Origin of the sequence: Pseudarthrobacter sp. S3 (genome assembly GCF_050156905.1) — a bacterium.
In the GTDB taxonomy this organism is placed as follows: domain Bacteria; phylum Actinomycetota; class Actinomycetes; order Actinomycetales; family Micrococcaceae; genus Arthrobacter.
Genome location: NZ_CP189583.1, coordinates 1642094 through 1660564, shown reverse-complemented (window position 1 = coordinate 1660564; position 18471 = coordinate 1642094). Strand labels below are relative to the sequence as shown.

Genomic DNA, 18471 nt, shown 5'->3' with positions numbered 1-18471 from the left:
AAGCGAAGGAGATGTGCCGGCGCGCGGCGGCGCCGATACTTCAAGTTTAGGCGGGCAGCCCGGCCTGGCTGGCCAGGATGCGTTCCAGCGACGTCAGGAACGATGTGGTCTCCGTCTCAGTGCCCGCCGTGACACGCAGGTGGCCGGGGATACCGACGTCGCGTATCAGCACGCCGTCGTCCAGCAGCCGCTGCCAGACATCATGCGGGTTGTCGAGGCCGCCGAAGAAGACATAGTTCGAATCGGAGGCGGCAGGTTTGAGTCCCATGCGGGTGAGTTCCGAGACGATGCGGTCGCGCTGCTCCTTGATGTCCTCGACGTCGGCCATCAGCGCAGTGCGGTGCTGCAGGGCGGCGAGGGCCGTTGCCTGGGTGATGGCTGAAAGGTGGTACGGCAGCCGGACCAGGCGGAGTGCGTCCGTGACTTCAGGAGCGGCGGCCATGTAGCCCAGGCGGGCACCCGCGAGGGCGAACGCCTTGCTCATGGTGCGGGACACGATGAGTCGCTCCCGGCCGGGCAGCAACGTAAGGGCGCTGGGCGTTCCATCGTGGGCGAACTCGTGGTACGCCTCGTCAACGATCACAATGGTCTGGCTTGCCTCGCCGGCCGTGTACACAGCCTCCACAACATCCAGGCCCAGGCCCGTGCCGGTCGGGTTGTTCGGCGAGCACAGGAAAACGATGTTGGGCTGAAGCTCCTTGACCTGCAACGCAGCCGATTCGGCACTGAGCCCGTAGTCATCGGCGCGCTGTCCGATGATGTACCCGGTGTCCGTGCCGCTGGCCAGGAGCGGGTACATGGAATACGTGGGCGGGAATCCCAGGGCCGTGCGGCCGGGTCCGCCGAAAGCCTGGAGAATCTGCTGGAGGACCTCATTGGATCCGTTGGCTGCCCAAATGTTGGCGGCATCAAGACCGTGGCCGAGATATTCGGCCAGCGCTCCCCGGAGTTCGGTGAACTCACGGTCCGGATAGCGGTTGAGGCCTGCCGCGGCTTCCGTCACGGCCACACTGATCGCGGCCTGGACGTCCGCCGGGACCCCATGGGTGTTTTCGTTGACGTTCAGCAGGATAGGTACATCCAACTGCGGGGCACCGTACGGGGTTAGTCCGCGGAGGTTGGTCCGGAGGGGAAGTCTGTTCAGACGCTCTAGCTGGTCATTCACCTGAACAGTTTAGGTCCGAAGCAGACGGCCGGAAAATGTGACGGCCTGCGGCGGCACGCTCCAGAGCCTGAAGCCTGCTACTTCGTGGGGACGAAGAGCTGCTGTCCGGGGACAACGCCGCCGGCGGAAAGATTGTTCAACTGAGCAATATCCGCGATGACATCACGGGGATCACGCTCGGGCGCAACAGTACTGGCGATGGCCCAGAGAGACTGCCCTGCCTGGACTGTTACCGACACTGTTGGCGTCAAGGACAGGTCGGCGGCAGAGTCGGCAGCCTTCGCCGGTGCATTGAGGAAACCTGCCAGCGAAAGCAGGATTGCGGCAAGGATCACCAGCGGGATGCCGATGAGGACAATCCGTCCCCTGCGGGTCAGGCGCAGCCGCGGCAGGGATTCCCTGCGCTGCGTGGGCGCCGGACCCGAAGCCGGCAGGGGCCCGGTCCACAGCCGCGCGGTGAGGTCCTGCACGGAAACGAGCTGCGGACGCGAGTCCTGCGAAGCAGATATAGCTGACATGAAATGAGCCCTCCTGGACCATACTGTGCTGCCCGGCGCGTCCTCCGCGTCCACTTGCCGGTGCCGGCCTGGGCCGTCCATAGATGCGAGTATTCGAATCCGCAAGCAACGAGTAGAACACATATTCGAACTTTGCTTCTTCATTTTTAGCACTTATCAACGAATATTGTCGAGACTCGCTAGAACAAATGTTTGAAAAAGCCCTGTGGCTGGCCTACGTTTGGATCAAAGAACAACCACCTCTGTAGTTGATCAGCAGGGTCTGACAATCAACTCCGACACCAGCCCCGGGGCTTTCCAGGCACCAGCGGCCGGAACGGATCCGGGCAACCGAAAGGCATTGGCGTACATGGCAGCACCAGCCGCCGAGGGCAAGGCGACACCGCGCCGCCAGCCCCAACGGACCCCCAAGGGGCTCACCGCCCGCCAGAAGAAGATCCTTGAAACCATCCAGCGCTCGGTGAATGACAACGGCTATCCGCCGTCGATGCGTGAAATCGGCGACACCGTGGGCCTGGCGAGTTTGTCCAGCGTGACCCACCAGTTGTCGCAGCTGGAAAAGCTGGGATACCTGCGCCGGGACCCCAAACGTCCGCGTGCCATGGAGGTCCTCATGCCGTTGACACTGGATGGCGGGTCCACTAAGTCCAAGGGGACTACCAAGCCCTCAGTCCTGCATGGCCTCGGCGGAACGGTCACTGAGCTTCCCTCCGCCATGGACACCGCCATGGTGCCGCTGGTGGGCCGGATCGCGGCGGGCGGGCCCATCCTTGCCGACCAGGTGGTGGAAGACGTGATGCCCCTGCCGCGGCAACTCGTGGGACAGGGTGAACTTTTTATGCTGCGTGTGGCCGGCGACTCCATGGTGGACGCTGCCATCTGCGACGGCGACTGGGTCGTGGTCCGCCGCCAGGCCGACGCCGCCAACGGCGATATAGTCGCGGCCCTGCTGGACGACGAAGCCACCGTGAAGACGTTCCGCCAGCGCGATGGACACACGTGGCTGTTGCCGCAGAACACGCAGTACGAGCCCATCCTGGGCGATCACGCCACAATCATGGGCAAGGTCGTCTCGGTCCTGCGCTCGCTCTAGTACCAGCGTTCAGTCAGGTGCCCTTCCCGGCCAGCCTTTCCAAGGCAGAAAACGCTGTCGTGCGGTCCGTCGTGGGCCAGAACGGCGGCAGCGCGGCGCGGAGGAATCCTGCGTAGCGCTCGGTGGCAAGCCGGGAATCAAGCACGGCCACCACGCCTTTGTCTCCGGTTGAACGGATCAGCCGGCCCGCGCCCTGGGCCAGGCGGATGGCCGCGTGGGTGGCCGATACCGCCATGAAGCCGTTTCCGCCGGCCTGCGCAACGGCGCGGGACCGTGCTGTCATCAGCGGATCGTCCGGCCGCGGGAACGGAATGCGGTCGATCACCACGAGCCGGCATGATCCGCCCGGAACATCCACGCCCTGCCAGAGTGACATGGTTCCGAAGAGGCAGGTATCGGGCTCGTCCGCGAACTGCTTCACGAGGGCAGTCATGGTCGAGTCGCCCTGGCAGAGAATGCTGAGGCCGAGCCGGGGACGCATCGCCTCCGCGGCCTCCTCGGCGGCCCGGCGCGATGAAAAGAGACACAGGGCGCCGCCGCCGGACGCCCGGATCAGCGCTTCAAGTTCATCGAGTGCCTCCGGCGACGCCCCGCGGCCCGGCTTGGGCAGGTGCCCTGCGACGTAGAGGATCCCCTGTTTGGGATAATCAAAGGGCGATCCGACGTCGATCCCGGTCCAGCTCGGCGCGCCCTCCCCCACGAGCCCCAGGCCGCCGGCGGCCGGCTGAAAGGCTGAGCCGATGGCAAGCGTGGCCGACGTCAGCACCACGGTGTGGCCGGCGAACAGCCCTTCGCGGAGCTTTCCGGCTACGCTGAGCGGCGCGATGTTGACCAGAGCCGGCGCAGACTCGTCGGGTTGGGCATAGCCCTGTTGCGGGTCGAAGGAACTTGCGCGGGAAAACCACACCACTTCACGGTTCTCACGGGACACAATGAGCCGTTCACACAGTTCGAGGATCAGCATCAGGCGTGAGCGCGCGAGCTGCCGCCCGCCGTCGGCCGTTTGGCTGCCCTCACCCTTGGAATCAGAGAGTGCAGCCCGGCACGCCTCACGCAACTGGTCCACACAGTCCAGCTGTTCGTCGTTGAGGCCGTTGGGGAGCAGCCCGTTGGGCACCCCGGCCAGGGCGAGTTCCAGGTTGGCGGCAGCTGCGTTGAGGGCATCCACCGTGATGGCCGTGTGCTTCCGCGCGCCCGACGCCGCAGCGTGGACCATTGCCACGGAGAGTTGCCCCGAAACCGCACCGGTGACCCGGTCCTGCAGTTCGTGGGCCTCGTCCACCACCACAACGTCGTACTCGGGGAGCACTGCGAGGCCTTCAAAGGCGCTGACCGCGAGCATGGCATGGTTGGTGACCACCACGTCAGCTTCGGCGGCCTCGTGGCGTGCCAGTTCGCTGAAGCATTCGGCCGCCATGGGGCATTTTTGGGCGCCCAGGCATTCCATGGACGTCACTGACACCTGCCGCCAGGCCCGGTCCGTTACACCGGGAAGCAGTTCATCGCGGTCGCCCGTGGTGGTCTTTTCCGCCCACTCCCGCAGGCGCACCACTTCCTTCCCCAGCTGGGACGACGGCCCGCCCAGGGCGGCGGCGAAATGCGGGACACTGGTGTCCTCGCCGAGGGAGAACAGCTGGCCCTCGGCGGGTTCCTCAGAAGGGAACCCGCCTACGAGCTTATGCTGGCACACATAGTTGGAACGGCCCTTGACAAGGGCCACCTTGACCGGGCGGTCCAGGGCGGGGGTGATGGTCTTCAGCAGCCGGGGAAGGTCGCGCCCCACAATCTGGGTCTGCAGCGCAAGCGTGGCTGTGGACACCAGCGTGGGCTTGTTACTCACGAGCGAGTGCGCAATGAGCGGAATCAGGTAGGCCAGCGACTTTCCGGTCCCCGTCCCGGCCTGGACCAGGAGGTGGTCGCCGGTTTCGATGGCCCTGGCCACCTGCCTGGCCATCTCGTGCTGCCCGCTGCGGCTTTGACCGCCCATGCCGGCCACAGCGCGGTCGAGCAGTTCGATCACGAACTGCTCGCCGGCCGTACCTTTGACTTCCCCCGCCACAACTTCAGTCATGGTTGATGAAGGATTCCAGTTCAGCCGCAAGGCCCTCACGCACCATCACCAAAGCGCGGGTACCGTGCTCGCCGTGATCCAGGCTCAGGATCTCGGCATCGGTCTCGTGCAGTTTGCTGATCAGGTCACCGCGATCGTAGGGAATCAGGAGCTCCAGCTTTACGCCGGGCCGCGGAATCCCGTCACTGATGGCCCGCAGCAGTTCAGCGATCCCCTGGCCGGTGCGGGCCGAGACCACTACGTGGCGCGGCTCGCGCTGCTTGAGGCGCTCCACCACAAACGGATCAGCGGCATCGGCCTTGTTCAGGACAATGATCTCTGGCACCTTGCGGGCATCCACTTCGCTGAAGACCTTGCGGACAGCAGCAATCTGGCCCTCGGGGTCCGGGTGGGACACATCCACCACGTGCAGGATCAGATCCGCGTCAGCCACTTCTTCCAACGTGGAGCGGAAAGCCTCCACCAACTGCGTGGGCAGCGACCGGACAAAACCCACGGTGTCCGCGAGGGTGTAGCCGAGGCCATCAGAGGTCTCGGCCTTTCGCACGGTGGGATCCAGTGTGGCGAACAGTGCGTTCTCCACCAGCACACCGGCGTCGGTCAGCCTGTTCAGCAGCGATGACTTCCCGGCGTTCGTGTATCCGGCAATCGCAACGGAAGGGACTGAATTACGACGGCGGTTGGCCCGCTTGGTTTCACGCGCCGGCTTCATCGCCGCAATCTCGCGCCGCAGTTTGGCCATGCGCGTCCGGATCCGGCGACGGTCCAGTTCGATTTTCGTCTCACCGGGTCCGCGCGAACCCATGCCGGCGCCGGCGCCGCCCACCTGGCCACCGGCCTGGCGGGACATCGATTCCCCCCAGCCGCGCAGGCGTGGCAGGAGGTATTCGAGCTGAGCCAGCTCGACCTGGGCCTTGCCTTCACGGCTCTTCGCGTGCTGGGCGAAGATGTCAAGGATCAGCGCCGTGCGGTCAATGACCTTGACCTTGACGATGTCCTCAAGGCTTCGGCGCTGGGACGGTGCCAACTCGGCGTCCACCACAACCGTGTCAGCCCCGGTGGCCATCACGATTTCCTTGAGCTCAAGGGCCTTTCCGGAACCGAGGAACGTGCCCGGGTCCGGTTTGGCGCGGCGCTGCACCATACCGTCCAGGACTTCCGAGCCTGCTGTTTCGGCAAGGGCGGCGAGTTCACGCAGGGAATTTTCCGCGTCGGCCAAGGTGCCTTCGGACCATAGGCCGGCCAGCACCACACGTTCGAGCCGCAGCTGCCGGTATTCGACTTCGGTGACATCTTCGAGTTCGGTGGACAGACCGGCCACGCGCCGTAGTGCACGGCGTTCCTCCCGGTCCTGCTGGTCGCCGTCGTAGCTGGTGTGTTCGTCGTCCAGGCGGGAAATCGCCTGAGCCCTGCCGAACACGGCTTTGTCACCGTCTGCGGCGGTGACGTTCCTGGCCGGTACGTCCTTGGCGAGAATCCGGTCGATGACAGCTTGGATCTCCTCGGGACTCATGTCCTGGGCTGCTGGATCGGAACCGGTGTTGGGCTGGCTGGTCATGGTCTCCTTTGAAGATTCGGCATTTTCAGAATAGTGCGGATCGTTGGTCTGTGGTGAAGTATTCGCGCTGGGCTGACGGCTTGCAGTCATCCGGGCCTCCTGGTCTGCTGCGCGCGCCGGTCCGGACCAGGGCGTGCAGGGAGTCGTCGCATCCGGGAGATGCGTGGAGTGGTGGAAAGTGCGGGCAAACTGCAAGGGACCGGCAACGGCAGATCACTCGAGTATTGCCCGGCGGCATAACAGCTACGAGGACCCGTTATGTGGCGCACTTTGCGGAAGGTTAATACCTGCATCGCTGCGGGGCACGGCTTCGGGACAGGCGGCGTCCGGGAGGGACACCGGCCGTGCCGGCTACTCGAAGATCAAGAACATGGGTTCAAGATTAGCAGAAGCGGTGGCCGCGGTTTCGCATTGCGCACCCCGGCCAACTAATCTGGCCAGTTATGGAGTCCGCACACTATTTCAGCGCATCGCCCGCCGGGCCGTTCACCCGCAAACCGCTCACAGTGGAACTGGCCGGCGAGACGCGCACATTGCAGACGTCGGGCGGCATCTTCAGTCCCGATGGTATTGACAAGGGGACGGCGGTGCTCCTGGCCGAGGTCCCGGCCCCGGACCCTACAGGCAACCTTCTTGACATCGGCTGCGGCTGGGGACCCATAGCCCTGACCCTCGCATTGCGCGCGCCGCATGCCAAGGTCTACGCCGTGGATGTGAATGAACGCTGCATCACGCTAACCACCGAGAATGCGGCCCTGCTGGGTCTGGGCAACGTGCTGGCCAGCACTCCCGACGCCGTGGACCCGGAACTGCGCTTCGACACGATCTGGTCCAACCCACCTATCCGGATCGGCAAGGATGAACTCCACGGCCTACTGAAGATGTGGCTGCCCCGGCTGGCGCCGGGCGGCTCCGCGTGGTTGGTGGTCCAAAAAAACCTGGGCTCGGATTCGCTTCAGCGCTGGCTCTCGACCGAGCTGGATGCATCGTTCACCGTCAGCAGGGAGTCCACATCCAAGTCCTTCCGGATCCTTCGGGTCAGGAAAGCGTCCCAGTAGCCACAATGACGGCGGGCCCGCTGAGCTCGACGTGCTCGCGCCCTCCGGCAGCGGCGAAGAATTTGACGCCTACGACGCCGCCGGGCACGTTGACCAGCCAGGAGTCCGGCGCTTCCGCCCCTGCCCAGTGCCGGATGGCGACTGCGGCCGCGCACGCGCCTGTTCCGCAGGACTGGGTTTCGCCCACGCCCCGCTCATGGACGCGCATGGTGACCGTGCCGGTCCCGTTGTGGACCAACGGCTCAGCAGGCACGACGAATTCAACATTGGTCCCGTTGGCGGGCTCCGGATCGACCTGCGGAGCCTTGTAAAGCCGGGTGGACTCCAGTTCGGACAGTTCAGCAAGCGCCACCACGGTATGCGGGTTGCCCATGCTGACGGACAGAGCCGGGCGGGGCACTTCCAGGCCATCCGCGGAGACCAACGAATCCATGGCTTTGGCGGTCGCGTCGCCGGGGAAAATGAATTCCCACGGCCCCATGTCCACCGCGTAGCTGTCCCCTGTCCGGACCACGGTCTTGACGCCGCCGCGTGTCCCGATGGTGAGTACGCCGCCGTCGGGCAGGTCTACCAGTCCCTCGGCACGCAGGAAATGCACAAAAACACGGACCCCGTTGCCGCACATTTCCGACAGGGACCCGTCGCCGTTGCGGTAGTCCATGAACCAATCCGCCTCGGGGCTGCTGAGCAGCAGTTCGCGGCCTTCGGAGAGGTACCGGGAGGGGACGGCCCGGATCAGGCCGTCGCCGCCGATTCCGCGGTGACGGTCGCAGAGGGCGGCCACCTGGGCCGCATCGATGGTGTGGACGCCGTCGGGGTCAGCGATCAGCACAAAGTCGTTGCCTGTTCCGTGTCCCTTGGAGAAGCGGAGTCCGCCCAGGGTGCGGAAGTCGGGCTCTGTGGTCTCTGCGGGAGTTGCATCCATGGTCCTAGATTACCGGCTGAGAGCCACGGCTTGGGCCGCAAGGTCCGGCGCCCGCCAGTCCAACCAGCTGATGCGGGGATCTGCACGGAACCACGTGAGCTGGCGCCTTGCGAACTGCCGGGTGGCCACGATGGTGTCTTCGGCTGCCCCGGCAACTGTTGAGCCGCCGTCGAGCACTTTCAGGAACTGGGCATAGCCCAGAGCCCGCGGCGCAGTTTTGCCGCCGCGCAGACCGGCCGCTTCCAGGCGGCGCACTTCCGCCAGCAGCCCCTGGTCCACCATGGTGTGGACGCGCTGGGCCAGCCGTTCACGGAGGACGTCTCGGTCCACCGCCAGCCCGATCTGGACAGCAGGCTGGAAATACTCGCGCTGGGGCATAAAGGAGCTGAACGGCCGGCCGGTGAGCTCGTGGACTTCCAGCGCCCTGATGATCCGGCGCGAATCCGAGATACGGGCCGCTGACACCGGGTCCACGTCCCGGAGCCGCGCGAGGAGGACATCCTGGCCGACTTCCTCGAGCTCAGCCTCAAGCTGCCCCCGGAGGACAGGATCTGTGCCGGGGAATTCGAGGACGTCGAGCGCAGCCCGAACGTAAAGACCGGAACCGCCCGCCAGAATGGCGCGCTTGCCACGTGCGTGGATATCGCTGACGATGCTCCGGGCCTGCTGCTGGAAGTCTGAAACGCTGGCCTCCTCCGTGACGTCCAGGGTGTCCAGAAGGTGATGGGGAACGCCCCTGCGTTCTGCCGGCGTGATCTTGGCGGTGCCTATGTCCATCCCGCGATAGAACTGCATGGCATCAGCGTTGATGACCTCGCCATCCAGTTCCAGGGCAAGGTTCACGGACAGATCGGACTTACCGGACCCCGTAGGACCAACAACGGCAATAACCGGAGGCTGGGCCACCGGTCAGCGGCTCCGGACCGGCAGTGTGGGCATACCCAGCGAGACCCCGCTCCGGCCGGCGCCGCCTGCGGCAGCCGGCGCGGGAGCCCCGCACGAGTCGGCCTGGGACCTGTCCCAGGCGTCCCCCGCGCGGGAGCGCCGCAGGCTGTAGTCCTGCACGGACGGGTCGGCCACGAGATGGAAGGCTGCGGCTTCGGTGATGGTGACGGTGACCAGGTCCCCGGGACGCGGCGTCTCTGCCCCCTCGGGAACGGAGAAATGCACCAGCCGCTGGTCCTGGGACCGGCCGGACAGCCTGTGGGTTTCCTCGGACTTGCGCCCTGAATGGGCAGTGACCATCACCTCTACCCGGTGGCCAAGCTGCGTGGCGTTCTCTTCGGCGGCAATCCTGTCCTGCAGTGCGGTCAGGCGTTCAAATCGCTCCTGGACCACGGCCTTGGGAAGCTGGTCCGGCAGGGCCGCGGCCGGGGTACCGGGACGCTTCGAGTACTGGAACGTGAAAGCGGTGGCGAAGCGCGACTGCTCCACAACGTCGAGGGTGGCCTGGAAGTCTTCCTCGGTTTCGCCGGGGAAGCCGACAATGATGTCCGTAGAGATGGCGGCGTGCGGGATCTTCTCGCGGACTTTGTCCAGGATGCCGAGGAATTTGGTTGACCGGTAGGACCGTTTCATGTCCTTCAGGACTTTGTCGGACCCGGACTGCAGCGGCATGTGCAGCTGCGGCATGACATTGGGGGTTTCGGCCATGGCGTCAATGACGTCCTCGGTGAAGGCGGCGGGGTGGGGGCTGGTGAAGCGGACCCGTTCCAGGCCTTCAATTGCCCCGCAAGCGCGCAGTAGTTTGGAGAACGCCTGCCGGTCACCGAACTCCACTCCGTAGGAGTTCACGTTTTGGCCCAGCAGGGTGACTTCGATGGCGCCGTCATCTACCAGGGCCTGGATTTCCGCGAGGATGTCCCCCGGGCGGCGGTCCTTTTCCTTCCCGCGCAGGGCCGGGACGATGCAGAACGTGCAGGTGTTGTTGCAGCCGACCGAGATGGACACCCAGCCGGAATACACCGAATCACGCTTGGTGGGCAGGGTGGAGGGGAAAACATCCAGGGATTCGAGGATCTCCAGCTGGGCTTCGTTATTGTGCCTGGCCCGGTCCAACAGTGCCGGGAGCGCCCCGACGTTGTGCGTGCCGAAGACAGCATCCACCCAGGGAGCCTTCTTGAGGATGGTCTCCCGGTCCTTCTGCGCCAAGCAGCCGCCAACGGCGATCTGCATCCCCGGGTTGGCGGCCTTGACGGGCGCCAGCATGCCCAGGTTGCCGTACAGCTTGTTGTCGGCGTTTTCCCGTACCGCACAGGTGTTGAACACCACAACGTCGGCCTGCTCGCCACTGGCCGCCACGTAGCCCGCGGCCTCGAGCATGCCTGCCATCCGCTCCGAATCGTGCACGTTCATCTGGCAGCCGAACGTGCGCACCTGATAGGTACGGGGCTGCTGAAGGGCAGGGTCGGCTGACGGGGCGGTACCGGATGCGGGGGAAGGAATGGTCAAACTCACCTGTTAAGGGTAGCGGGTCGCTCAGGTTGCTGGATCGCCCTGGCTGCCGGATCGGCTGACGGGGCTGCTTCGTCGGCCTACGAGTCCAGCGGGCCGTCCTGTGCGCCTGTTTGGGCCTCCGCCTGTGTGTCGAGCACTTCTCCGACGATCCGGAACGCCTGCGACGGCTGATAGCCCTTGCGGGCCAGCATGGACGCCAACCGCCGGGTGATCTTGTCCCGCTCGGCGCGGTCCGATAATTCCGAGCCTGCCCGGAGCTTACGTTCCACGAGGAGCCGGGCCGCCACTTCCTCGTCGGCGTCGGACAACTGTTCCAGCGCCACGGCGGCGGTGTCCGCGTCAATCCCCTTGTCCGCAAGCTCGCGCCGGAGGGCCCCTTTGGCGAGCTTCCGGGACTGCGAACGGCTGCGCACCCACATGTCTGCGAACTCAGCGTCGTCAATGAGGCGGACCTCCTGGAAGCGGTCCAGGACGGCTTCCGCCACATCCTCCGGGATGTTCCGCTCGGCCAGTTTCCGCGCCAGCTGCAGCCGGCTTTTGGCCGAACTGGTCAGTTGCCGGAGCACGATGGCCCGCGCCACGGATGCGGCATCCGGTTCGGCGTCTGCGTTTGCATCGGCTGCGATGGCAGCATCCGGAGCTGGTCCGGCCGGGCGTTCGCGGCCGCGTCTCCGCTGCCGTCGCCCCGATCCGGCGCTCTGACCGGCCGCACGCCATCCTGCGCCCTGACCGGCCGTCAGGTCAGGGGCGTCCCTAGAAGCCGTCAACAGCCTTAAGCTTCGGTGTGTCTTTGGCCTCGTCTTCGGCGGGCTTGACTACCCCGACACCAAGCTTCTCCTTGATCAGGCGTTCCAGTTCGGTCGCCAACTCAGGGTTGTCTCGCAGGAACCTGCGGGAGTTCTCCATGCCCTGGCCCAGCTGGTCGCCGTCGTACGTGAACCACGAACCCGACTTCTTGATAATTCCGTGCTCCACGCCCATGTCGATGATGCCGCCCTCGCGGGAGATGCCTTGGCCATAGATGATGTCGAATTCGGCGATCTTAAAGGGCGGGGCCATCTTGTTCTTGACGATCTTCGCCTTGGTGCGGTTACCGACGGAGTCGGCACCTTCCTTGAGCGTCTGGATCCGGCGGACGTCGATGCGGATGGACGCGTAGAACTTCAGGGCCTTACCGCCGGTGGTGGTCTCGGGGGAGCCGAAGAACACGCCGATCTTTTCACGGAGCTGGTTGATGAAGATGGCGGTGGTTTTCGTCTGGCTCAGGCGGCCGGTGATCTTACGTAGCGCCTGGCTCATGAGGCGGGCCTGCAGACCCACGTGGCTGTCGCCCATGTCGCCCTCGATTTCCGCACGCGGCACCAGGGCAGCAACGGAGTCGATGACGATGACGTCCAGCGAGCCGGAGCCGATCAGCATATCCATGATTTCCAAGGCCTGCTCGCCTGTATCCGGCTGCGAGACCAGGAGGGCGTCCGTATCAACGCCCAGCCGTGCTGCGTATTCGGGGTCCAGGGCGTGCTCGGCGTCGATGAAGGCGGCAATGCCGCCCAGGCGCTGCGCGTTGGCAACGGCGTGCAGTGCCACGGTGGTCTTACCCGAAGATTCCGGACCGTAGATCTCCACTACGCGGCCGCGGGGCAGGCCACCAATTCCCAAAGCCACGTCCAGCGCGATGGATCCGGTGGGGATGACCTCGATGGGGGCACGGACTTCATCGCCCAGCCGCATAACCGAGCCCTTGCCGAACTGCTTGTCGATCTGTGCCAGCGCTGCGTCGAGCGCCTTTTGCCGATCCGGGGCTGCCGCCATGGTTCACACCTCTAATGTTTCTCGCTTTGGAGTGGCCTCAGCGGCCATTTCTTAGTCATCTCTGACGCTAATGGCACCCGCTGACATTCTGGCCGGATGACATCGCCTATGTGGATAACCAACTACGAAAAGCATAGCTTTACCCGAACAGATATTCGAACAGATCCGGCGGCGTGTCAGCGCAGAACGGGACGCACATCAGCTCGGTGAACGCCGATGCGCTGGTGGCGGTGTCAGTCGCGCAGGGGTTTGACGTCGCGTCCCAGTCGCCGCTCCGGCGGCACATCCTGGACGTCGCAGACGGCCAACCACACCTGTCGGGGGCTCACCCCGGCGGCGAGGGCCTGGTCCGCCGTGCGCCCGCCGGCGCCGGCCAGAACCAGGGTGCTGCTCAGGACCCGGGAGTAGCCGGACCCGAATTCGTCGTCCATAAGCCGCCAATAGTCACTGATCCGCACCAATAGAGTCTCTCACGGTCCCGGACCCTAGAATTGTTGCCATGAGCAACCCTGCCGACGGCACTCCTGCGACAGGCCGTCCTGAGACCGGCGTTCCCGCGACCTCCCCTGCGGAGACAGGTGCGGCCAAAGACACCGTCGATGAAGCCCTGAACACCGTGGAACACCAAATCAGTCTCTTCTGGCGCCGTGCCCGGTCGGTCTCCCATCAGCTCTCGCGGCAGGTGCACCCGGACATGGAACCGGCGGCCTACGGACTGCTTTCGGTCATCCGGCGCGAGGGACCCATCCGGTTGACAGACCTGGCCCTGAACATCGGCGTGGGCAAGCCTTCCGTCAGCCGCCAGATCGCCTTCCTGGAAAGCATCGGGTTGGTGTTCAAGGAAGCTGACCCCCTGGACGGCAGGGCGCAGTCGATCCGCCTGACCGAAAAGGGCGAGGAAAGAATGCACCAGGTACAGGATGCGCGCCGCCAGGACTTCCGTGAACGGCTGGCTGAGTGGCCGGTCGGGGAACTGCAGACCCTCGCCGAATACATGGCAAAGCTTAACTCCATGTTTGAAGTTGACGGCTTCGCGAAGGACCCGTCCGCCGGCGACGCGGAAAAAATAACCACCACACAACAAAGCCTCCGGGCCAGTGGCCGGAGGCTTTGTTGAAGTTCCTGTCTGGTTCCTGCGACGGCTTAGCGTGCGCCGGAAAGCAGGCCCTTGGACAGTTCGTTGTTGAGTTCAGCGTTGAGATCGCGATCCAGGTCGCGGCCGTAGCGCTGTGAGAATTCCTGGGGAACGGTGTCCGGAACGGCTACGCCCTCCGCGACGGCAACACGGTCGCTGACTTCCCTGAGCATGCTGGACAGCGGCACGTCCAGGGCTGAGCAGATTGACGAGAGGAGCTCTGATGAAGCTTCCTTCTGGCCGCGTTCCACTTCGCTGAGGTAGCCCAAGGAAACACGGGCACTGTGCGAAACTTCGCGGAGCGTGCGTCCCTGGCGCTGGCGTACATCGCGCAGGACATCACCGATTTCGTGACGAAGTACAACCATCTTGCGCTCCTTCTGTTCGCTCTTGGCCTGATCGGCGAGGCCCACATCCTTCCAGCGGACAACGCCGTTTATGGATACGGGCTGCTTTACCATCTGTATCGCCTTGCTCCCTCATAAGTGCGGTCCGCCGTGGAGCGAACCGTGGTTGTTTATTCATCCTAGGCGCCTCCGCTATACGGAAGCGACACAATCTAATAACTAATGGACACCGGGATTTGTTCCCGGCAACTTCACGCCCGGTAGCTTCAGGAAGATAGCGCCGCTATCAGGCTTTCCAGCGCGGCACCACAAGCCTGTCCGCGGATCTCGGCCCGGTTACCCGTGAAGCCGTACTCGAGGTAGGACGCACCGGCCGCTGTGGCGATCCCGATAAACACCGTCCCCACCGCCTTGCCGTCATGTTCCTCCGGGCCGGCTACCCCCGTGGTGGCGATGCCGATGTCAGCCCGCAGTGCAGTCCTTGCCCCGTCCGCCATGGCCGCTGCGACGGCGCCGTCAACGGATCCGGCAGCGGCCAGAAGCTCTTCCGGAACGCCGAGGACGTCCACTTTGACGGAGTTCTGGTAAGCCACCACGCCGCCCTGGAGCATGCCTGAAGATCCGGCTGTGTCGGCGATCACGGCGCTGACCATTCCTGCGGTGAGCGACTCCGCGGCCGCTACGGTGCGGCCCGTTTCCAGGGCTTTTTTGACTGCCTGTTCCGCCAGGTGGTGAAGATTGGTCACGTCTGCTCCCTAGTTTCCAGCTGTAGTTGTTCCGGCCCGTTTGCCCTGTGACCGGATTCGCAGCGCTTCAATGACGTACTCGACGCCGGTCCATACCGTGATCAGGACAGCCACCATCATGACGGCGAAAGCCACCCATACAAGCCACGGTGCCAGCGAGCCGAGTGGCAGGAGGTACAGGAAGATCGCGGCCGTCTGAACGACGGTCTTGAGCTTGCCTCCGCGCGAGGCCGGGATGACACCGTACCGGATGACAAAGAAGCGAAGGGCGGTGATGCCCCACTCTCGGACGAGGATGACGATAGTGACCCACCACGGCAGTTCGTTCAGGATAGAAAGCATCACCAAGGCTGAGCCGATGAGGAGCTTGTCGGCGATGGGGTCTGCAATTTTGCCGAAATTCGTGACGAGGCCACGGCTCCTGGCGATGTCGCCGTCGAGCTTGTCCGTGTAGATGGCGACGGCGAACACCACCACCGCGGCCCAGCGCCAGGGCCCCGACTCGCTGTTCAGCCCGGGAGCATCGGCGAGGAGGAACCAGACGAAGAACGGCACCAGGGCGATGCGCAGCATGGTCAGGATGTTGGGAAGATTCCAGATTCCTGGGCTGCTGGAGCCGGCGGCAGTTGCTTCGGTGCTAGTCACACTCCTAGGCTACCGTCCGGTGAGGGACCACGCGTCTTCGGAACCGTCCTCGTCGTCGCCCGAGGTACTGTCGGCGCCGTCGAAGTACTCAACCTTCTGGCTGCGCTGGTCCAGGTCGGCCTGCACGAGGTCTTCCGCATAACCGCCCTGGGCGATGTTCGAGTTGGCGTTGTCGCTGAGCGCCGCCGTCTGCGAGTCGGCAACTGCCGGCGCGTCCTGGCCTTTCATGGCTGCGAGCACCGACGCGAGATCATCCGGCTTGACCAGGACGTCACGTGCCTTGGACCCTTCGGAGGGACCTACCACTCCCCTGGACTCGAGGAGGTCCATCAGCCGTCCGGCCTTGGCGAAGCCCACCCGGAGCTTGCGCTGGAGCATCGACGTCGAACCGAACTGGGTGGTGACCACCAGTTCGGTGGCCTGCAGCAGCACTTCGAGGTCGTCCCCGATGTCGTCGTCGATCTGCTTTTTTGGTGCCTCGGGGGCGACATCGTGGCGGTAGTCGACTTTGAGCTGGCCCTTGACGTGTTCCACAACCTTGTGGATTTCAGACTCCGTGACCCAGGCGCCCTGGACACGCATGGCTTTGGAGGCACCCATCGGCAGGAACAGAGCATCACCCTGGCCGATGAGTTTTTCGGCACCGGGCTGGTCAAGGACCACGCGGGAGTCCGTGACGGAGGACGTGGCGAAGGCCATGCGGGACGGCACGTTGGCCTTGATGAGGCCGGTGACGACGTCTACGGAGGGCCGCTGGGTGGCCAGGACCAGGTGGATGCCGGCGGCACGGGCCAGCTGGGTGATGCGGACGATTGAGTCTTCGACGTCGCGCGGGGCCACCATCATCAGGTCGGCGAGCTCGTCAACAATCACCAGCAGGTACGGGTAGGGCCGGATGACGCGCTTGGAGTCCACGGGCGGCTGGACCTTGCCGGCGCGGACGGCCTTGTTGAAGTCATCGATGTGCTTGAACCCGTAGTTGGCGAGGTCGTCGTAGCGGGCGTCCATCTCGCGGACTACCCACTGCAGGGCCTCTGCAGCCTTCTTCGGGTTGGTAATGATGGGAGTAATCAGGTGCGGGACGCCTTCGTAGGCGGTCAGCTCCACGCGCTTGGGGTCCACCATGACCATGCGGACCTCATCCGGGGTTGCCCGCATAAGGATCGAGGTGATCATGGAGTTCACGAACGAGGACTTACCGGCGCCAGTGGCACCTGCGACGAGCAGGTGCGGCATCTTGGCGAGGTTCGCCACGACATAACCGCCTTCGACGTCCTTGCCGACCCCCATCACCATTGGGTGGTCGGTCCGGCGCGCATTCTGGCTCCGGAGGACGTCACCGAGGGAAACGGTCTCGCGGTCCGTGTTGGGAATCTCGATACCGATGGCGGACTTGCCCGGGATGGGGCTGAGGATCCGGACGTCACTGGAAGCCACGGCGTAGGAGATGTTCTTGGACAGGGCGGTGACCCGCTCCACCTTGGTGCCCGGGGACAGCTCGATCTCATACCGGGTGACGGTGGGCCCGCGGCTGAAGCCGGTGACCTGCGCTTCCACGTTGAACTGGTTGAGGGTCTCGGTCAGCGAAGCCACAATGGCGTCGTTGGCTTCGGTGCGCTCCTTGGGGATCGAGCCCGGGGTCAGAACGTCCGACGGCGGCAGGGTGTAGGTGACGTCGCCCGCCAGTGATAGCTGCTCGGTCCGCTGCGGAATGGGAGCCGGAAGGGGCATCGGTGTGACGGGCTTGGCCGGCACCTGCGCGACGGCGGCGGCTGCCGCGTTGAGTGAGCCTGCGGCGACCATGCCGGGGGTGACCAGGGGGATGGCCTCGGTGGCGTTGTCCGCTTCCGGGGCGCTCCCTGCGGTGCCGATGCCCTGGGCGGCTTTGATTTTCTCGACGGCGATTTCCGCCTTCGTGGGGCGGCGCACACCGGGAGCGGGGCGCGATCCACTCTCTGGCTTGGCGTCAGCCTCGTCGTCGATAACGGCGTGCTCGAAGGCTTCGTCGCCCACGTAGCCTTCCAGCCCTGCGTCGGACTCGTGGTCCTTACCGAAGAAGCGTCGCTTCTTCTTCCGCGGCGCCTGGGTTGCCGGGGTTGCCGGGGTTTCCTCGAGGTAGCTGCGGTCGTGGCTGTCCCCGTTGTCACCGGGTTCCTGCAGGTCGATGCCCATGAGGTGCTCATAGGCCCCCCGGAGCCGGCGTGGAATGGCTCCGAAGGGGGTGGCGGTAATGATGAGCAATGAGACGAAAGCCAGCAGCCCGTAGACCGCAATGGGCACCGCTGCATGGATGGCTGCGAGAGGTGAGGCGGCCAGGAAGCCGAGCATGCCGCCTGCCTGGCGGAGTCCGTCGAAGCCTGCGGCTACGGTGGGCTGGCCGCCCACGACGTGGGCAAGGCCGCAGCCCGCAAAGGTCATGATGAGAAAACCGATGCCCACCCGGTTGTTTCCCCGGCCGTCGTCGGGCTGCCGGAAGAGCCGGAAGGCGCACACAAAAAGCATCAGCGGCAAAAGCAGCGACATCCAGCCGAAAGTGCCATTGACCACGCTGTAGACGGCGTCAGGGAACCAGCCGGTCATTCCCCACCAGGCGAAGGTGGCGACGAAGACGCCCAGGGCAAGGTTGAACAGGGCAGCGCCGTCGCGGCGTTCGTCTGCCGGCAGGTCGCTGACATCGGAGCCGATCCTGCGGACGCCGCCGCCAACCAGATGGCCGACGCCCAGCCAGGCGCCGCCCACAACGCGCAGCAGCCAGGGCTGCCGCTGGTCGACGGCGGGAAGCTGGCGGGTGCGTGCGGTGCCCGCCGATGAACCGGCCCGGCCGCCGGTGCGGCTGGACCCTGTGGCGCCTGCGCCGCGTCCCGCCGAGCTGCCGGATTTGGCGCTGGATTTGCTGCCAGCGGAGCCTCGGGGCGCGGGAGTAGTACGAGTGGCCATACCT

Annotated in this window: 17 protein-coding genes; 3 read left to right on the top strand and 14 right to left on the bottom strand. The window is 65.0% G+C overall.

From position 1 onward, the window contains the following. Positions 1 to 46: 46 nt before the first annotated feature. On the bottom strand, positions 47 to 1165 hold the full coding sequence (locus ACQCSV_RS08055; protein ID WP_354156128.1) for a histidinol-phosphate transaminase: 1119 nt from the start codon (positions 1163 to 1165) through the stop codon (positions 47 to 49). A 77-nt stretch (positions 1166 to 1242) separates the two neighbouring features. Further along, positions 1243 to 1683 carry a LysM peptidoglycan-binding domain-containing protein gene (locus ACQCSV_RS08050; RefSeq protein ID WP_354156129.1) on the bottom strand — a complete coding sequence of 147 codons (441 nt, stop codon included), beginning with the start codon at positions 1681 to 1683 and terminating at the stop codon, positions 1243 to 1245. Positions 1684 to 2032: 349 nt separating this feature from the next. On the opposite strand from ACQCSV_RS08050, the gene lexA reads away from it, so the two are divergent. Then, positions 2033 to 2776 (top strand): transcriptional repressor LexA, encoded by a 744-nt coding sequence (lexA, locus tag ACQCSV_RS08045; RefSeq protein WP_354156130.1) that lies wholly within the window; start codon positions 2033 to 2035, stop codon positions 2774 to 2776. 13 nt (positions 2777 to 2789) lie between these two features. Here the strand turns inward: lexA and ACQCSV_RS08040 are convergent, their stop codons facing one another. Beyond that, entirely contained in the window at positions 2790 to 4847 is a 2058-nt protein-coding gene (locus ACQCSV_RS08040) for an ATP-dependent DNA helicase (protein WP_354156131.1), read from the bottom strand. Continuing rightward, positions 4840 to 6405: a GTPase HflX gene (gene hflX, locus ACQCSV_RS08035; protein ID WP_354156132.1), complete on the bottom strand. Its 1566-nt coding sequence runs from the start codon at positions 6403 to 6405 to the stop codon at positions 4840 to 4842. The genes ACQCSV_RS08040 and hflX overlap by 8 nt, the downstream gene beginning before the upstream one ends. A 443-nt stretch (positions 6406 to 6848) precedes the next feature. On the opposite strand from hflX, the gene ACQCSV_RS08030 reads away from it, so the two are divergent. Continuing rightward, entirely contained in the window at positions 6849 to 7463 is a 615-nt protein-coding gene (locus ACQCSV_RS08030) for a methyltransferase (protein ID WP_354156133.1), read from the top strand. On the opposite strand, the gene dapF is transcribed toward ACQCSV_RS08030, so the two are convergent. From dapF to ACQCSV_RS08000, 6 genes are all read right to left on the bottom strand, one after another. After that, positions 7444 to 8388: a diaminopimelate epimerase gene (dapF, locus tag ACQCSV_RS08025; protein ID WP_354156134.1), complete on the bottom strand. Its 945-nt coding sequence runs from the start codon at positions 8386 to 8388 to the stop codon at positions 7444 to 7446. The genes ACQCSV_RS08030 and dapF overlap by 20 nt on opposite strands. Before the next feature lie 9 nt (positions 8389 to 8397). Continuing rightward, positions 8398 to 9294 carry a tRNA (adenosine(37)-N6)-dimethylallyltransferase MiaA gene (gene miaA / locus ACQCSV_RS08020; protein WP_354156135.1) on the bottom strand — a complete coding sequence of 299 codons (897 nt, stop codon included), beginning with the start codon at positions 9292 to 9294 and terminating at the stop codon, positions 8398 to 8400. Between the two features lie 3 nt (positions 9295 to 9297). After that, positions 9298 to 10845, bottom strand: coding sequence for a tRNA (N6-isopentenyl adenosine(37)-C2)-methylthiotransferase MiaB (gene miaB, locus ACQCSV_RS08015; RefSeq protein ID WP_354223585.1), 1548 nt, complete (start codon positions 10843 to 10845; stop codon positions 9298 to 9300). A gap of 77 nt (positions 10846 to 10922) precedes the next feature. Continuing rightward, on the bottom strand, positions 10923 to 11471 hold the full coding sequence (locus ACQCSV_RS08010; RefSeq protein WP_426939543.1) for a regulatory protein RecX: 549 nt from the start codon (positions 11469 to 11471) through the stop codon (positions 10923 to 10925). A gap of 127 nt (positions 11472 to 11598) precedes the next feature. Next, positions 11599 to 12657 (bottom strand): recombinase RecA, encoded by a 1059-nt coding sequence (recA, locus tag ACQCSV_RS08005; RefSeq protein WP_185263133.1) that lies wholly within the window; start codon positions 12655 to 12657, stop codon positions 11599 to 11601. Positions 12658 to 12890: 233 nt separating this feature from the next. Next, a complete protein-coding gene (locus tag ACQCSV_RS08000) occupies positions 12891 to 13115 on the bottom strand; it encodes a DUF3046 domain-containing protein (RefSeq protein WP_354156137.1) in 225 nt (74 codons plus the stop codon). 41 nt (positions 13116 to 13156) lie between these two features. Between ACQCSV_RS08000 and ACQCSV_RS07995 the strand changes: the two genes are divergently transcribed. Next, complete coding sequence (locus tag ACQCSV_RS07995; protein ID WP_354156138.1) at positions 13157 to 13774, top strand: MarR family transcriptional regulator; 618 nt, start codon at positions 13157 to 13159, stop codon at positions 13772 to 13774. A 26-nt stretch (positions 13775 to 13800) separates the two neighbouring features. Here the strand turns inward: ACQCSV_RS07995 and ACQCSV_RS07990 are convergent, their stop codons facing one another. The 4 genes from ACQCSV_RS07990 to ACQCSV_RS07975 all read right to left on the bottom strand — a co-directional run bounded on the left by ACQCSV_RS07990 (position 13801) and on the right by ACQCSV_RS07975 (position 18467). After that, positions 13801 to 14253, bottom strand: a complete 453-nt coding sequence (locus tag ACQCSV_RS07990; protein WP_056342905.1) for a helix-turn-helix domain-containing protein — start codon at positions 14251 to 14253, stop codon at positions 13801 to 13803. 152 nt (positions 14254 to 14405) lie between these two features. Beyond that, the gene (locus tag ACQCSV_RS07985; protein WP_354156139.1) at positions 14406 to 14885 is read right to left on the bottom strand and encodes a CinA family protein; all 480 of its coding nucleotides are present in this window, start codon (positions 14883 to 14885) and stop codon (positions 14406 to 14408) included. Between the two features lie 9 nt (positions 14886 to 14894). Further along, entirely contained in the window at positions 14895 to 15530 is a 636-nt protein-coding gene (gene pgsA / locus ACQCSV_RS07980) for a CDP-diacylglycerol--glycerol-3-phosphate 3-phosphatidyltransferase (protein ID WP_354156140.1), read from the bottom strand. A gap of 9 nt (positions 15531 to 15539) precedes the next feature. Further along, positions 15540 to 18467, bottom strand: a complete 2928-nt coding sequence (locus tag ACQCSV_RS07975; protein ID WP_354156141.1) for a DNA translocase FtsK — start codon at positions 18465 to 18467, stop codon at positions 15540 to 15542. Between the last annotated feature and the right edge of the window lie 4 nt (positions 18468 to 18471).

What these genes read in the sequence shown, in the direction of transcription:
- ACQCSV_RS07975 (WP_354156141.1), bottom strand. Translation starts at nt 18,467, where the DNA reads ATGGCCACTCGTACTACTCCCGCGCCCCGAGGCTCCGCTGGCAGCAAA.
- recA (WP_185263133.1), bottom strand. Translation starts at nt 12,657, where the DNA reads ATGGCGGCAGCCCCGGATCGGCAAAAGGCGCTCGACGCAGCGCTGGCA.
- hflX (WP_354156132.1), bottom strand. Translation starts at nt 6,405, where the DNA reads ATGACCAGCCAGCCCAACACCGGTTCCGATCCAGCAGCCCAGGACATG.
- ACQCSV_RS08030 (WP_354156133.1), top strand. Translation starts at nt 6,849, where the DNA reads ATGGAGTCCGCACACTATTTCAGCGCATCGCCCGCCGGGCCGTTCACC.
- lexA (WP_354156130.1), top strand. Translation starts at nt 2,033, where the DNA reads ATGGCAGCACCAGCCGCCGAGGGCAAGGCGACACCGCGCCGCCAGCCC.
- ACQCSV_RS07995 (WP_354156138.1), top strand. Translation starts at nt 13,157, where the DNA reads ATGAGCAACCCTGCCGACGGCACTCCTGCGACAGGCCGTCCTGAGACC.
- ACQCSV_RS08040 (WP_354156131.1), bottom strand. Translation starts at nt 4,847, where the DNA reads ATGACTGAAGTTGTGGCGGGGGAAGTCAAAGGTACGGCCGGCGAGCAG.
- ACQCSV_RS08050 (WP_354156129.1), bottom strand. Translation starts at nt 1,683, where the DNA reads ATGTCAGCTATATCTGCTTCGCAGGACTCGCGTCCGCAGCTCGTTTCC.
- dapF (WP_354156134.1), bottom strand. Translation starts at nt 8,388, where the DNA reads ATGGATGCAACTCCCGCAGAGACCACAGAGCCCGACTTCCGCACCCTG.
- ACQCSV_RS07990 (WP_056342905.1), bottom strand. Translation starts at nt 14,253, where the DNA reads ATGGTAAAGCAGCCCGTATCCATAAACGGCGTTGTCCGCTGGAAGGAT.